Raw genomic sequence first — 15,446 nt, forward strand, 5'->3', positions numbered from 1 at the left:
GCCCGCGCCTATAGGCCCTAGCAGTGCGAACATACCGAGTGCCGCTGTACTTTTTACAACCTTCCGGCGGCTTATTGCCGCTGGAGGTGTCGAGGTGACTTTGGCGGTTGCTTTATTCATTGGTCCCGTCACTATTTTCCAGATGCTTGTGCATAGCTGGTCATGAGGTTTCGATAGTCGGGAATATGATTGCTGAAGAGGTTGCCCAGCCCTTCGACATCATTGCGCCAATCACGGTGGAGTTCGCATGCAACCCCAAACCACGTCATCATTTGCGCGCCTGCGTCCGCCATGCGGTTCCAGGCCGCATCCCGGGTGATCGGATTAAAGGTGCCGGAAGCATCGGCCACAACAAAGACTTCGTAACCTTCTTCAAGCGCAGACAACGCGGGGAAAGCGACACAGACTTCCGTCACAATACCGGCGATCAGTAGTTGCTTCTTGCCCGTGTCTTTGACGGCTTTGACAAAGTCTTCGTTGTCCCAGGCATTTATTTGGCCGGGGCGCGCGATAAACGGCGCGTCCGGAAACTTCTCCTTGAGCTCGGGGACCAGCGGGCCATTGGGGCCGTCTTCAAAACTGGTCGTCAGAATGGTGGGCAGTTTGAAATACTCCGCGAGGTCCGCCATAGCCAACACGTTGTTCTTGAATTTGTCCGGGTCGATATCACGTACCAGAGACATAAGTCCGGCCTGGTGATCCACCATCAAGACGGCTGCGTTGTCCTTATCGAGCTTTGTATAGGGTTTACTCATCGTCAAATCCTCACGGTTGTCTGTGTAGAGGTAACGCCGGGGAGGGCGGGTAGACTTTCAATGACAGGAAGGTTGAGGGTGCCAACTGGCTGGCCCGAGTTTTTAGCGTAGCAGGGATTTTCGGGAGGATGCGTGCTGGTGCGCGGTTGTACGATGACGTATGAAAAGTCGGGCTGGGGCTAGGGGGGCGGGCAGGGATGCGCTTCGCGGGTCTCCGGGGTTCGCCCTCCGAGTCGGACGAGGTTCTCATCCAAATATACCCCGGCACATATAAAAAACCGGCACGAGGCCGGGGTCTTTTATATGGCGCGGGCCGCGCCCGCTTGGGCTTAAACCGGGGTCCATCCAAATTTACTCCAGCACATATAAAAAAACCCGGCATAAAGCCGGGTTTCTTTGTATGGCGGTGGGGCAGGGATTCGAACCCTGGGACCTGTTACAGTCAACGGTTTTCAAGACCGCCGCTTTCGACCACTCAGCCACCCCACCAATTTGTCCGGCGCATTATACCGAGGTGTTGTTTCGGTACAAGGGGAACGCCGAATTTTTTTAAACAGTTCAAAGAGTTAGCGGTAAATTGCTAACTCTCTGAACTGTGCCCGGGCTCAACCTGCTTCGGAGTCTGCTTCCGCTTCGCTGGTGGAGTTGCTCGCTACGCGAGGATCGTTGGCCGGGCGCGAGAGGGCGCGTGGCTTGTGTTCGATCCCAGCCGGTTGCGCAGTGTCCAGAGGGCGAAGTTCACCAACTTCCGGGCGTTCAGTAACGACTTTGAAATCCACCAATGGTTTCGGGTTGATTCGCGGGTCGTTACTGGCGCGGACAGGTGCGTTGGATTCCGGAGCACTTTCGGAGCGAGGTTCTTTGTGCTCAGCAGCTTTCACCTGGGTTTCAGAGGCTTCCTCATTGGACGCTTCAGTACTGGTCGTGACCTCCGCGGCTTCTTCGGTCTGCTCTTCAGCCTTGGCCTCGTGCACTGCAACCGCTGCAGAACCCTGTGGGCTCTCTGCCATGAAATCGTCATTTACCTGGGATTTCTGGGTATCGGCAGGTTCCGCTCCGCGGGTTTCCGCTTTCGCCGCCTCCGCTACGTTGGCATTTTGCTCAGCTTCAGGTTTGCTCTCATGGGAAGCTTTCTCAGAAGAGGCGGCTTCAGAGGTGACTGACTCAGAGGCTGTAGCCTCTGCTGGTGCAGGTTCAGCCGCTTCAGTTTTTGAGGCTTTCGGCTCGCCACGCTCAGTGGGGGCGGTCGGTGCTTCGGCTTCTGGCTGGTTATCCTCTGCCTTGGGCTGTTTCTTGGCAGGCTCTGCTTTGGGGGCTTTCGCCGTCTGCGGCTCGCTGCCTGCCACTTTGGTGCTTTCCGCTTCGCTTACCTGTGGTTTGTCGGCTGCAGGCGCTTCCGCTTTACGCTCACGCTGCTGACCGGATTCACTGGCTGAAGCTTCAGACTTTGCCTCTGCGCGCTGCTTGCGAGACGGGCGATCTTCACGCTTTTCTTTGCGCGGTTGCTTCTCTTGCGGGCGTTCGGCTTTGGCCTTTGGCTCGCTGGAAGCGGTTTCGCGTTCCGCCGTGTCGATCGCTTCGTTTACTTCACGGTTCAGTTCCGCCTGCTCCTGATCGGCTTGATCCGGCGCATTCTGCGCGGCCGCTTCGTTGCGGCGGCCGCGGCGACGGGGCTGCGGGCGGCCGCGTACGTTGCTCGGGCGACGGGCAGGGCGCTGCTGGTTGTCGCTACTTTCTGTAGACACATCGCTTTCTGTAGCGACGTTGGTGGTTTCGTTCGCTACCGGCTGCTGCTCGTTGCGACGATCGCTGTTGCGACGGCGACGGCTGCGACGCTGGCCTTCTCTCTGACCGTCGCGGCTACGCGGATTCTCCTGGCGCTCCGATACTTCCTGAGAGTCTCCGCGCTGAGCTTGAGTGTCACCACGCTGCTTGTCGCCGCGACGTTTGTCACTGCGCTCGCGCTTGTTGTCGTCCTTACGGTCGTCGTCGCGACGATTGCGGTTACGGCTGCGGTTGCGTCCGCCGCGTTGGCCACGGTTGCGTTGCTGGTAGTTTTTACCGCGTCCGCTGGACTTCGTGTGTTTCTTGTCCGATTTGGACTCCTCTTCGCTGCCGCCAAACAGGGCTGCGATAGCGCCAATCAGGCGGGAAAAGAGGCCAGCTGGCTTTTTCTTCTCGCTCTGTTTGCGCTTTGGCTTGTCAACCACTTGGGGTTTGGCAGCCGGAGTGGGAGCCGGGGCAGTGTGCGTGATCTGCTGCACCGCCGGTTGCGCCGGTGCGCGCAGTGGCTCTTCGTCTTTATCTGCGGCTTCGTCGATGGTGCCGGCGATCTTGTAAGACGTTTCCAGAGTGGCGGAATCGTCATCACGCAGGCGCTGCACTTCGAAGTGCGGGGTCTCGAGCTCGGCATTGGGAACCACGACTACAAGGGTCTTGTTGCGGGACTCGATGTCAGAAATTGCTTTGCGTTTTTCGTTCAGCAGGTAGGTCGCTACATTCACCGGGGTGATCGCCCGGATCTCGGCGCTGCGTTCTTTCTTCGCTTCCTCTTCCACCAGGCGGAGAATGGAGAGGGCGAGGGACTTGGTGCCGCGAATGGTGCCCTGGCCGCTACAGCGTGGGCAGACACGGAAAGTGGTTTCCCCCAGTGATGGGCGCAGGCGCTGACGGGACATCTCCAGCAGACCGAAACGGGAAATCCGGCCCACTTGTACCCGGGCGCGGTCCATGTTCAGAGCCTTTTCCATGCGCTTTTCAACTTCGCGCTGGTTGGACTTGTTCTGCATGTCGATGAAATCGATGACCACAAGGCCACCCATATCCCGCAAGCGCAACTGGCGCGCGATCTCGTCGGCGGCTTCCAGGTTGATATTGCGGGCGGTCTCCTCGATGTCGCCGCCTTTGGTGGCGCGGGAGGAGTTGATATCAATGGAGATCAGGGCCTCGGTCACGTCGATAACGATAGAGCCACCGGAGGGGAGCTTCACTTCGCGCTCAAACGCGGTTTCGATCTGGCTTTCGATCTGATAGCGGTTGAACAGGGGAATGGGGTCGTTGTAGCTCTTTACCTTGTTGGCGTAGCCGGGCATTACCTGGCGGGCAAACTCCGCGGCCAGATGATAAGCGCCTTCCTCATCGACAATGACTTCACCGATGTCATCGCGCATGTAGTCGCGGATTGCGCGGATGATGACGTTGCTTTCCTGGAACAGGAAGTGGGGCGCTTTGGCTTCGTCGGATTCTTTTTTGATCGCAGCCCAGAGTTGCAGCAGGTAGTTGAGGTCCCACTGCAGCTCTTCGCCACTGCGGCCAACGCCGGCAGTACGCACGATAATGCCCATGCCGGAAGGCACTTCTACACTGGACAGTGCGTCACGTAGCTGGCTGCGGTCGTCACCTTCGATGCGGCGGGAGATGCCGCCAGCGCGAGGATTGTTCGGCATCAGTACCAGATAGCGGCCGGCAAGGCTGATAAAGGTGGTGAGGGCGGCGCCTTTGTTGCCGCGCTCTTCTTTATCTACCTGAACAATGACTTCCATCCCTTCTTTGACAACATCCTTGATCTTGATGCGACCTTCGATGTCTTTGGGTTGCTTGAGGAAGTATTCGCGGGAAATTTCTTTCAGCGGCAGGAAGCCGTGGCGCTCAGCACCGTAATCGACAAAGGCAGCTTCCAGGGAGGGCTCTACGCGGGTGATTTTACCTTTGTAGATATTGGCTTTTTTCTGTTCGCGGGTGCGATTTTCGATATCGAGGTCGTACAGCCATTGGCCATCGACGAGGGCAACGCGCAGCTCTTCGGGCTGGGTTGCGTTAATCAGCATTCTCTTCATGCGGTTTTGTTTTCCTTGCGTTACGCAAAGGTCAAACACCGCCGAAGCTCGCAGGGCTTGTAGTTGCGACCGCAACTCCGGGAATTGCAGTGGCGCAGGGGGAAAACCGGATCTAAGCCATTTTGGATGGGTAGATCGCTCTGGTTGTCACACTGCTTTTAACTCCAGAAACCGGATTTTGGTGCGGTTTCCATTCATATCGCTCGTTACGCTACCTAGCTGGTAGATCACGGTTTGCACGGATAAGCTCGCGCATGCACGTGATGCGTACGGTCGATTGCTGCCTGTTCGGGTCAGCTTCCGTTACATCGCTGTTTTGCTCCGGGGCCGGGCTCGTGGCTGGGCCTTACGGTTCTGTCTAGTTGTTTGCCGGGCCTGCCAACGCAGATGTCACCCGGGGGCCAGTTCGGTCGCTGGCAGCTTTCTCTCGGAGCGAGATGTGACGAATCGAGTCTGTTTCAAGCGCTGCGGGCATCGGCCCGTCTTACCTTCGCAAATGTCCCGCTGCTGCGGGGTCTGGGGTCAGCGAGACTGATTTTGTCGCGGGATAGCACCATCTGGATGTGGGTGCGTTTGTTCACCGCGGATTGACTCAGGAGTCTCGCTGACAAAGTTTTGTTGATGACGCGGCCATTCCGCGCACCGGCCCAATTGGCGGTATTTTCTCAAGAACGGCACCTGAGTTTTTGTATAGCAGAAAAAACGTGCACCGCCGAAAACCAGCCCAATCTGGACCGACCGAATATATCACGGTGTTCTGGACTGCATCAATCATTGCGCTTCAATTGATAGGGACAGGGCGCTATCATGCGCCCCATGCGAAGTACACCTCCCGGTCGCCAGCGCGACAAACGTCCCGATACCGTCCATTCCGACCCGGCTCCAGCCTCTGGCCAGAGCGGCGTGTCCAATGGCGTGCAATTTCTTACGGTCCCGCAGGAGCTTGAAGGGCAGCGAATCGACAATTACCTCCAGGCGCGCCTTAAGGGGGTGCCCCGTTCCCGGGTCTATCGCATCCTGCGCAAAGGCGAAGTGCGGGTGAATAAAGGAAGGGTGAAGGCGGAGTATCGCCTGAAGGCAGGAGATGTCGTCAGGGTCCCGCCAATCCGCACTTCCGAGCAGCCGCAACAGGCCGTGGCTGGTGAGCAGCTGCGCAGAGTGCTGGAGCAATCCATACTGTTTGATGAGGGTGGGCTTCTGGTGGTGAACAAGCCTTCGGGCCTGGCGGTGCACGGTGGTAGCGGCGTGCGCCTGGGATTAATCGAGGCGTTGCGGCAGATGTATCCGGAAAGCCCGTTCCTGGAATTGGTGCACCGCTTGGATCGTGACACTAGTGGCGCCATCATGGTCGCTCGCAAGCGTTCGGTGTTGCTGCATATACAGAAGGCCCTGCGCAGCAGCGGTGGGGTAGGAAAGTCCTACCTGGCGCTGGCAATCGGCAAGTGGCCTCGCGGCCGGAAGCTGGTAGAGGCGCCGTTGCGCAAGAATACCCTGAAGAGCGGTGAGCGGATCGTTGTGGTCGACGGTGACGGCAAGCCCTCCCAGACCCGCTTTCAGGTAGAAGAGCGCCTGCCGGGTGCCACATTGGTGAGCGCAGAGCCGATTACCGGGCGCACCCATCAGATTCGTGTGCATGCGCAGTTTGTCGGCTGCCCGCTGGCCGGGGATTCGAAGTACGCCCCCGATGAGGTGAATAGCGAGTTTCGCGCGGTGGGCCTGAAACGTCTGTTTCTGCACTCGCAGAATGTCCGCTGCACCCTGCCAGATGGACGCAAGGTGGACGTTGCTGCGCCGTTGCCACCGGAGCTGGAATCCGTGCTTGAGCGGATGAGAAGCCAGGTTTAGCGGGTGTGGCGTCGAATCAATCAGGTCTGAATGGGATGATCTGAAGGGGAAAGAGTAACTAGTTCGTTACACCACACTAGAGGTAAATCCGCATGCTGGTGATTCTCGACTGGGACGGTACCGTCTGCAATTCTGAAGCGCGCATTGTGTTCTGTATGCAGCGAGCTTCCGAGCGGGTAGGGCTGCCGGTGCTGGACCCGTCCGCAATCGGTAACATTATCGGCCTTGGCTTGCCGGAGGCCATTTCTTCGCTGTTCCCGGAGGCCTGTAGTGAGCAGCGTGCTCAGTTGCGGGAATGTTACGCTGAGGAGTGGCTTGCAGTACGTGGAGAGCCGCTGCCTCTGTTTGATGGTGTGCTGGCCACGCTGGACAAGCTGCTGGGGAATGGGCATCAGCTTGCTGTGGCCACGGGTAAAAGCCGCCGCGGGCTGAGTCGAGAGTTTGAGGAGCACGGCATAGGCCATCTTTTTGTGACCAGCCGCTGCGCAGATGAAACCGCCTCCAAGCCTCACCCGATGATGCTGCAGGAAATTCTTGCGGAGACCGGCCGCCCTGTGGATGGGGCGGTAATGGTTGGCGATACCGAGTACGATCTGAAGATGGCAGCTGCCGTCGGCATGTCGTCAATTGGTGTTAGCTATGGTGTGCACAGTCGTGATCGCCTGAGCGCCTGCAACCCCAAAGCGATTATTGATCATTTCGGTGAGCTGCTGGGTTGGCCGCCTCTGGTTGCCTGATTACTCTCGGACCCTGGAGTCACGCGCATCGCCTTACCGGGTCAGTGGGCTGACTCCCGCCTTTCGAAGCATGGAGATTAATTGAATTAATGGAAGCCCAATCAGGCTGCTGGGGTCTGAACCTTCCATTTTTTCGAATAATGCAATCCCCAGACCTTCCGCTTTAAACGAACCGGCGCAATCCAGAGGGTTGTCCAGCGCGACATAGCGCTCGATCTCTGCGTCAGTCAGGTTTCGGAAGTGTACAGAGAAGATCTCGCAAGTGGTTTGGTGGGTGCCTCTTCTGGTGTCGAGCAAGCTGACGCCGGTGTGGAAGTTTACCTGCTTTCCCGCGCACAAGCGCAGTTGTTTATAGGCGTTTTCCGTGGTGCCGGGCTTGCCCAGTATCCTGCCGTCGCACTCGGCCACTTGGTCGGAACCGATAATCAGTGCGTCGTCATGGGATGGCTGCAGCGCCTGCGCCTTCTCTGCTGCCAGGCGCGCGGCAAGCTGCTCCGGCGCTTCACCTGCAAGTCTTTCTTCATTTATATGAGGAGAGGCCGATTCGAAAGGCAGTCTCAGCCTTTCCAGCAGTTGGCGGCGATAGGGTGAGCTGGACGCTAAAATGATGCGGCGCATGGTGTGGGCCCCAGTGGATATTGCTTTTTGTGCGGCCGGCTGGAGCCTGGTCCAGAACCCGGCTTTGAGGTGGCTGATAATGCGACCAATGAATTGTTTTGACAAGGCTCATATGAGTCCATAGAATTGCGCGCTTATGTCGATACCCCCTCAGAAAACCGCGCTTCCGCGCCGCATTGATGCCAGAAAACTGGTGCAGCGTGAGCAGCAACTCGATGGTGTTGTGCCCTCCGAGGCGCTGCCCCGTTTGGGTGAGTCGGTGGAATCTGTCAGCGGCGACGTGGTCGTTGAGTTGACATTTTCGCGGGATCTCCAGCGCAACCAGATGGCCTCCGGGCATTTGACGCTGGATGTGAATATGCTGTGTCAGCGCTGTCTGCAGCCGGTGGCCCAGCATGTCGAAGGAGAGCTCGCCTGGGGATTTGTCTGGTCGGAAGAGCAGGGTAAGGCGTTACCCAAATCTTTGGACCCGGTGATACAGGAAGGTGACGAGCTGGACCTGTATCAGGTGTTGGAAGATGAGATTTTGCTCAATCTGCCGATGGTGGCGTTTCATGACGGAGAGTGCGTCCCGCAAGAGCACTTCCACAGTGAGGCCCCCGGGAAGGCGGCCGATGAGCAGCAGGAAAACCCCTTTAAAGTACTGGAACAGTTGAAGGGTTCGTCAAGCGGTTCAAAGTGACTGCTTGAAGGGTTAGGGCTCGCCGGTAGGCGCCCCGGTTCCGGTGTTAACTGTTAGTTATGTGTAGGAGCACCAAATGGCTGTTCAGAAGAGCAAGAAAACCCGTTCCCGTCGCGGCATGCGTCGTTCTCACGATGCCCTGAGTGGACCGACTCTGTCCGTAGACGCGACTACTGGTGAGAAGCATCATCGCCACCACGTGACCAAAGACGGTTTTTACCGTGGCCGCAAGGTTGTTGAAGTTGGCGGCTCTTCTTCTGAAGAAGAGTAAGCTTTGTCCAGCCAATTACGATTGGCCGTGGATGCGATGGGCGGGGACTTAGGTCCCCGCTCTGTCGTTCCGGCCTGCGCAAGATTTATTGCCCGCTTTCCCAAAGCCGAACTGAAGCTTTTCGGCCCCCGCTCCCAACTTCAGTCCCTTCTATTAGATCAGCCTCCAGCTCTGCGTGAGCGCATGGAAATTGTGTGTTGCGAGCAGGTGATTACCCAGGAATGTAATCCGGTGCAGGCGCTACGGCGCAAGCGGGAGTCCTCTATGGCTCGCGCACTGCAGGCGGTTGCGGATGGTGAATGTGGTGCAGTGGTGACTTCCGGCAATACCGGGGCGCTGCTGGCGCTGGGGCGCAGCATTCTCGGTACTGTGCCGGGTGTGCGCAGGCCTGCGCTCGGGAAGTCCATTCCCACTGCTGACAGCTCCTGTTTTCTGCTCGACCTCGGGGCAAATATTGACTGTACTGCCGAAGATCTGGTGCAGTTTGCGCGTCTGGGCGTAGAGGCCCAGCGTGTTTTCAGTGGGCGCGAGTCGCTCGAGGTCGCACTGCTCAACATTGGTGCTGAAGAGCACAAGGGAACGGAGGAGATTCGCCGTGCGGGTCAGCTTCTCGGTGCGGATCCGACCATTAACTATGTCGGGTTCGTTGAGGGGCACGATATCTTTGCCGGTGTGGTGGATGTTGTCGTCTGCAATGGCCTGATGGGAAATGTGGCGATGAAATCCGCAGAAGGCGTAATACGACTTATCGGTCAAAAGACCTTCACGATCGACAAAAAGGCGCCAATTAAGCGCTTTTTTGGCCAATTAGCCATAAATCTGTTGCGAAAATGGCGTACACAGCTAGAGCCCGGTCGCTATAATGGCGCCAGCTTTTTGGGGCTCCAGGGCAACGTGATCAAAAGTCACGGTGGTGCCAGCAGCGAGGCGTTTTACCGCGCCATGCTGACTGCCCGGGAGTGTGCCGAAGCCGATCTGGCAGGGCGCCTGGATAGCGCGATGTCGGCGGTGGCACAGCGACAGATGGGCGACGGCTGATCGCCCACACGCTGAACCCAACTCCATTTTTCGGGTTTAAAGGATGTTCCATGACCAATTCAACATTGGCCTTCGTATTTCCCGGCCAGGGCTCCCAGCAGATTGGTATGCTGGCGGACGCCGCCGCGGAATTTCCGCAGATCTCCTCCACCTTTGATGAAGCCTCCTCGGTTCTCGGTTATGACCTGTGGAACCTGTGCCAGCAAGGCACTCAGGAAGAGATCAATCTCACTGAGCGCACCCAGCCTCTACTGCTGACCGCCAGTGTGGCCCTTTACCGCGCCTGGCAGGCAAAAGGTGGAGCGGCTCCGGCAATGATGGCCGGCCACAGTCTTGGTGAGTGGTCCGCACTGGTAGGTTCCGGTGTACTGGCATTTGAAGATGCCGTTGCGCTGGTGCGCGAGCGGGGACGCTTGATGCAGCAAGCAGTGCCGGCGGGTGAGGGGGCGATGGCCGCCGTGATCGGTCTCGACGACACTGCCGTGGAGTCCGCATGTGAAGCCGCGGCCGAGGGCGACGTAGTCGCCGCGGTAAACTACAACTCCCCCGGTCAGGTGGTCATCGCTGGTAGTGCCGCTGCCGTCGAGCGCGCGATTGAAACCTGCAAGGCCGCCGGTGCCAAACGCGCGATGCCGTTACCGGTGAGCGCGCCATTCCACACTGCGCTGATGCGTCCAGCCGCAGATCAGCTCGCTCCGCAAATCGAGAGCACGGTATTTCATGCACCGGAAATCCCCGTCATTCACAATGTGCACGCCAAGCCCGAATCTGATCCGCAAGCGATCAAGGCGCTGATGGTGGAGCAGATCTACAGCCCTGTTCGCTGGACCGCCTGTGTCCGGGCGATGGCTGGCAGTGGTATCGAGCAGCTGGTCGAGTGTGGCCCGGGCAAGGTTCTTGCCGGCCTGGCCAAGCGCATTGATCGCGGCCTGAAAGCACACAATATCGAAACACCAGCACAGCTGACTGAAGCTGTGGAAGCCACCGCGGAATAACACCAACAACAACTCTGCCGGAACTCTGATATTCCGGTTGCGGTCAATGGGAGCAATTATGTCTATTTCTACATCACTGGAAGGCAAGGTGGCACTGGTTACCGGCGCCAGTCGCGGTATTGGCGCTGCGATTGCCGATCTACTGGGCGCCCAGGGCGCTACTGTGGTGGGCACGGCGACAACCGATTCTGGAGCCGAAAAAATCTCCGCCCGCTTTGCCGAGAAAGGCGTAAAAGGGGCAGGGATGGCCTTGGACGTCACTTCTGCAGATAGCCTGTCTACGGTACTGGGGGCGATCAAAGAAGAATTTGGTGCGCCTACCATTCTGGTCAACAATGCTGGCATCACACAGGACAACCTGTTGATGCGCATGAAAGACGATGAGTGGGACTCCGTCCTGAATACAAACCTGACTGCCGTCTTCCGTGTAACCAAAGGTTGTCTGCGGGACATGACCAAAGCGCGCTGGGGGCGGATTATCAACATCAGCTCTGTGGTCGGGAGCATGGGCAATGCCGGCCAGAGCAACTACGCTGCAACCAAGGCAGGTGTCGCAGGTTTTGCGCGCTCTCTTGCGGCGGAAGTCGGCTCCCGCGGCATTACAGTCAATACGGTTGCGCCGGGATTCATCGATACGGATATGACCAAAGTGCTCCCGGAAGCCCAGCGTGAAGCGCTGCTGGGTAAGATTCCACTGGGGCGCCTGGGTGCGCCGGAAGAGATTGCCAGTGTTGTTGCTTTTTTGGCCAGTGATGCCGGTGGCTATGTAACTGGTGAGACCATTCAAGTGAATGGTGGTATGTATATGGCGTGATTTTCTTTCGAGAAAGTCTGCCTAAATGATTGATTGGTAAGAATTTTTTTATCATTCAATGGTTGCTGGGAGGCGAGGCATTACATCCCGAAAAAATCAGGGTACAATGCCGCCTCGCATTAACCATAAGCTGTGTTAGCCGGTTACTGATCCGAATCTTAATGCGGATGTTTTTTTTGAGCAGTAACCACAATAGATTTTTTTCCACTAGGAGTTAATTTGAATCATGAGCAGCATTGAAGAGCGCGTAAAAAAGATCGTTGCTGAACAACTGGGCGTGAAGGAAGAAGATGTAAAACCTGAAGCATCCTTTGTTGAAGATCTGGGCGCTGACTCCCTCGACACAGTTGAGCTGGTAATGGCTTTGGAAGAGGAATTCGAAACCGAGATTCCGGACGAAGAAGCGGAAAAAATTACAACTGTTCAGCTGGCAATCGACTACATCAATCAGAACCTTGGTTGATTTCTGCTGGGTAGTTTACAAGTAAGGGGAAAGCTTTCCCTTTACGCGTGAATCGCGAGAGCCGTTCTATGTTGCATAGCGCGGCTCTCCGTTTATTTGTACCTTACAAAAAAATGACCGCTGACAGTGATGTTGTCATCGGCATGTTGGATTGATTCGGGGGAGGCGCAAGTGTCGCGTAGAAGAGTAGTCATTACCGGTATGGGCACTGTAAGCCCACTGGGCAATACCCTTGAAAGCACCTGGTCCGCTCTGCTGGCAGGTAAAAGTGGCGTTGTCGATATCGACAAATTTGACGTATCGGCATTTTCAACTCGCTTTGCCGCCACTGTGAAAGATTTTGATCCGGAGCCCCAATTGCCGGCGAAAGAAGCCCGCAAGATGGACATGTTCCTGCAGTACGGTATGAGTGCGGGTATTCAGGCCTTCGAGGACAGTGGTCTTGAAGTAAATGATACCAATGCACCTCGTATCGGTGCCTGTATTGGTTCCGGAATGGGTGGCATTGCCGCCATTGAACAGAACGCAATGCTGATTGCGGAAAAAGGTCCGCGCCGCGTATCTCCTTTCTTTGTCCCAGGTGCCATCATCAACATGGTGTCCGGTAATCTGTCGATCAAATATGGAATGAAAGGACCGAACCTTTCTACTACTACCGCATGTACAACAGGCACCCACGCCATTGGCCTCGGCCTGCGTACCATTCAGTACGGCGATGCCGATGTCATGGTTTGTGGCGGTGCCGAAATGGTCACCACGCCCGTTGGGCTGGGTGGGTTCTGCGCGGCGCGCGCATTGTCTACGCGCAATGACGACCCTCAGGCAGCCAGTCGCCCGTGGGATGCGGATCGCGACGGGTTTGTATTGGGGGAGGGCGCTGGTGTGCTGGTGCTTGAGGAATACGAACACGCCAAGGCGCGTGGTGCGAACATTTATGCCGAGCTCACCGGGTTCGGGATGAGTGGCGATGCCCACCATATGACCTCTCCGCCGGAAGATGGCGCGGGCGCGGCGCAATCGATGCACAATGCGTTGCAGGACGCACAGCTGGAACCTGCCGCTGTGCAGTATATCAATGCGCACGGTACATCCACCCCCCTGGGCGACAAAGCGGAAATTGCCGCGGTACGTTCCGTATTTGAAGGCGCCGCAGACACTTTGGCCGTGAGCTCCACCAAGTCTATGACGGGGCACCTGCTGGGAGCGGCTGGCGCGATTGAAGCCATTTTCTCTGCGATGGCCCTGCGTGACCAGGTGGCGCCGCCCACCATCAACCTGGACAATGTCGACGAGACTTGTTCTGGCCTGAACCTGGTGCCGCACACGGCCCAGGAAATGCAGATCGATGCGGTACTGTCCAACTCTTTCGGGTTTGGCGGTACTAATGGCTCGCTCGTCTTCAAGCGCGTCTGATCCGATAGCCGCCTTCTCCTTTCAGGGGAGGGCGGCGCACTTTAGTATCCACTCAATGCATCCCTCACCAGTTTATTACTCTGCTACCGGAATCACCGCATCGTCACTTGCGGATGCTGACTACAGCAATGGATATCTGGAAACCATGCGCTGTCAGGGCGGAGCGTTTTCCCTTTGGACCTACCACCGGGATCGGTTGCAGCGTTGCTCCGGAATTAACGAGGCAACGATCAAACGTATCGAAGCCGGTCTGGCGCAGATTGGCGTGGCGGTTAGCGCGTGGCGCAACGGTGCCCGGGTGCGTCTGCGCTATGGCAGTGTTGAGGAAATACCCCATTGGGATTTGAGTGCTTTCCCTCTGGAGAGGGAAACCCCGTGGAGTGGCGGGGTAACACTGTACCCCTGCGCGACCCATTTGGTGAGTGGTTCTGCCTCCGAATCCGGCTGTAAGCGCCTGGATCGGGCCGCCTACGAGAAGGCGTCTGCCGAGCTCCATGGCAGGGCTGCCGATTGGGAAGGGCTGTTGCTGGATACTTCGGGCGCGCTGGTGGAGACCCTCCGTTGCAACCTGCTGATGTACCGCGACGGGCAGTGGTGGACGCCGGACCTGGCTCGGTGTGGTGTCCGAGGCGTGATGCGCTCCTGGTTGCAAGACCGGATTCAACTTGGAGAAACGGAGCTCCGGCTGTGCGATCTACATACCGCAGAAGAATTGGCACTGTGTAACAGCGTTCGAGGCGTGATTCCGGTAACCTCTGTATTTGACAGCGACTGGATACCCCGCAAAGATTTCGGGTCAGAATCTCCAGTGACTCAATTGCAGCGCCTGGTCGCGCAAGAATTGTGGTGAAGTGATCGTGGCCAAAATATCGAAATCGAAAAAACAGACAAAATCCCCGGTGCCTCCCAGGCGCCGAAAATTCTGGCTTTGGTTTTTCCTGGTGCTGGTGATGGGAGCTGCCGGTGGCGCAGCACTGCTGTGGACGGCACAGGCCACTCTTGTTCAGCCATTAGCGGTCGGCACTGATGGCCTGCGGATAGAAGTGGATAGCGGGAGTAGCCTCTCCCGGGTACTGCATCGCCTTGAACAGCAGGGTGCGGTGCAACATCCGCGGATTATTCGCATTTACGCGCGTTTGAAGGATCAGACCAGTATTCATCAGGGGGAATATATGATTCCTGCCGGCAGCAATGCCATGGATCTGGTGGCGCGCCTGCACCGTGGGGATGTCACCCGCTATCGTGTGACGTTGGTGGAAGGTTGGACGTTCCAGCAGGCCCTGATGCAGATCCGTGCTTCGGACCGTATCGTCAAGACGCCGGCCGGCGAGTCTCCCCAGGCGGCAGCGGCTGCCCTGGGAATCGATGGTAATCCCGAGGGGCAGATATTCCCCGATACTTACGTCTATCGTTCCGGCATACGCGATATTGACCTGTTGCGGCAGGCCCACGCGCGTCTGCAGAAGGTGCTGAGCCAGGAGTGGGAAGCGCGCGCGGATGGCCTGCCATACGATGATGCCTACGAGGCGCTGGTCATGGCCTCGATTGTCGAAAAGGAAACCGGTGCACCCTGGGAGCGGGACGAGATCGCCGGCGTATTTGTGCGACGTATCGAAAAGGGCATGCGCCTGCAGACGGATCCCACCGTGATCTACGGTCTTGGTGCGTCCTACGATGGCAACCTGCTGCGCTCACACCTCCGGCAGGCAACCCCCTACAACACCTACGTGATTGGCGGTATGCCGCCTACGCCCATTGCCTTGGTCGGGCGCGAGGCGATACACGCTGCACTGCACCCCAAAGACGGCGATTCGCTGTACTTTGTTGCCAAGGGCGATGGCACTCATCATTTCTCTGCCTCGCTGGCGGAGCACAATCGGGCGGTGCGTAAATACCAGTTGCAGCGTCGTAGTAATTACCGCTCCAGTCCCGCCGCTGCGGAATCCGAGTCGCCGACAGAATCAGAACAGTAAGACTTT

General features: G+C 57.5%; 14 protein-coding genes and 1 tRNA gene. 11 read left to right on the top strand and 4 right to left on the bottom strand.

Annotated elements, in window-relative coordinates; all coding sequences use genetic code 11:
- Positions 1–131: 131 nt before the first annotated feature.
- The 3 genes from ycaC to rne all read right to left on the bottom strand — a co-directional run bounded on the left by ycaC (position 132) and on the right by rne (position 4,591).
- The gene (gene ycaC / locus LPW13_RS06770) at positions 132–755 is read right to left on the bottom strand and encodes an isochorismate family cysteine hydrolase YcaC (RefSeq protein WP_230438688.1); all 624 of its coding nucleotides are present in this window, start codon (positions 753–755) and stop codon (positions 132–134) included.
- A gap of 401 nt (positions 756–1,156) precedes the next feature.
- A tRNA-Ser gene (locus tag LPW13_RS06775) sits at positions 1,157–1,244 on the bottom strand.
- A gap of 116 nt (positions 1,245–1,360) precedes the next feature.
- Positions 1,361–4,591 carry a ribonuclease E gene (gene rne / locus LPW13_RS06780; RefSeq protein ID WP_230438689.1) on the bottom strand — a complete coding sequence of 1,077 codons (3,231 nt, stop codon included), beginning with the start codon at positions 4,589–4,591 and terminating at the stop codon, positions 1,361–1,363.
- A gap of 804 nt (positions 4,592–5,395) precedes the next feature.
- Here rne and rluC point away from each other — a divergent pair.
- Positions 5,396–6,436 (top strand): 23S rRNA pseudouridine(955/2504/2580) synthase RluC, encoded by a 1,041-nt coding sequence (gene rluC / locus LPW13_RS06785; RefSeq protein ID WP_377563755.1) that lies wholly within the window; start codon positions 5,396–5,398, stop codon positions 6,434–6,436.
- Positions 6,437–6,528: 92 nt separating this feature from the next.
- On the top strand, positions 6,529–7,173 hold the full coding sequence (locus LPW13_RS06790; protein WP_230438690.1) for an HAD-IA family hydrolase: 645 nt from the start codon (positions 6,529–6,531) through the stop codon (positions 7,171–7,173).
- 33 nt (positions 7,174–7,206) lie between these two features.
- Here LPW13_RS06790 and LPW13_RS06795 read toward each other — a convergent pair whose 3' ends face one another.
- On the bottom strand, positions 7,207–7,896 hold the full coding sequence (locus tag LPW13_RS06795; protein ID WP_329957936.1) for a Maf family protein: 690 nt from the start codon (positions 7,894–7,896) through the stop codon (positions 7,207–7,209).
- Positions 7,897–7,927: 31 nt separating this feature from the next.
- Between LPW13_RS06795 and LPW13_RS06800 the strand changes: the two genes are divergently transcribed.
- From LPW13_RS06800 to mltG, 9 genes are all read left to right on the top strand, one after another.
- A complete protein-coding gene (locus LPW13_RS06800) occupies positions 7,928–8,473 on the top strand; it encodes a YceD family protein (protein WP_230438691.1) in 546 nt (181 codons plus the stop codon).
- Positions 8,474–8,549: 76 nt separating this feature from the next.
- Complete coding sequence (rpmF, locus tag LPW13_RS06805) at positions 8,550–8,744, top strand: 50S ribosomal protein L32 (RefSeq protein ID WP_230438692.1); 195 nt, start codon at positions 8,550–8,552, stop codon at positions 8,742–8,744.
- Between the two features lie 27 nt (positions 8,745–8,771).
- Entirely contained in the window at positions 8,772–9,782 is a 1,011-nt protein-coding gene (plsX, locus tag LPW13_RS06810; protein WP_268932697.1) for a phosphate acyltransferase PlsX, read from the top strand.
- Positions 9,783–9,832: 50 nt separating this feature from the next.
- Positions 9,833–10,777 (top strand): ACP S-malonyltransferase, encoded by a 945-nt coding sequence (gene fabD / locus LPW13_RS06815; RefSeq protein ID WP_230438693.1) that lies wholly within the window; start codon positions 9,833–9,835, stop codon positions 10,775–10,777.
- Between the two features lie 58 nt (positions 10,778–10,835).
- Positions 10,836–11,591 (top strand): 3-oxoacyl-ACP reductase FabG, encoded by a 756-nt coding sequence (gene fabG / locus LPW13_RS06820; RefSeq protein WP_230438694.1) that lies wholly within the window; start codon positions 10,836–10,838, stop codon positions 11,589–11,591.
- Positions 11,592–11,817: 226 nt separating this feature from the next.
- Entirely contained in the window at positions 11,818–12,054 is a 237-nt protein-coding gene (gene acpP / locus LPW13_RS06825) for an acyl carrier protein (RefSeq protein ID WP_010130751.1), read from the top strand.
- Positions 12,055–12,225: 171 nt separating this feature from the next.
- Complete coding sequence (gene fabF, locus LPW13_RS06830; protein WP_230438695.1) at positions 12,226–13,467, top strand: beta-ketoacyl-ACP synthase II; 1,242 nt, start codon at positions 12,226–12,228, stop codon at positions 13,465–13,467.
- Between the two features lie 55 nt (positions 13,468–13,522).
- Positions 13,523–14,317 carry an aminotransferase class IV gene (locus tag LPW13_RS06835; protein ID WP_230438696.1) on the top strand — a complete coding sequence of 265 codons (795 nt, stop codon included), beginning with the start codon at positions 13,523–13,525 and terminating at the stop codon, positions 14,315–14,317.
- A gap of 49 nt (positions 14,318–14,366) precedes the next feature.
- Positions 14,367–15,440, top strand: a complete 1,074-nt coding sequence (mltG, locus tag LPW13_RS06840) for an endolytic transglycosylase MltG (RefSeq protein ID WP_268932686.1) — start codon at positions 14,367–14,369, stop codon at positions 15,438–15,440.
- Positions 15,441–15,446 lie beyond the last annotated feature (6 nt).

Source organism: Microbulbifer celer (genome assembly GCF_020991125.1).
GTDB lineage: Bacteria > Pseudomonadota > Gammaproteobacteria > Pseudomonadales > Cellvibrionaceae > Microbulbifer > Microbulbifer celer.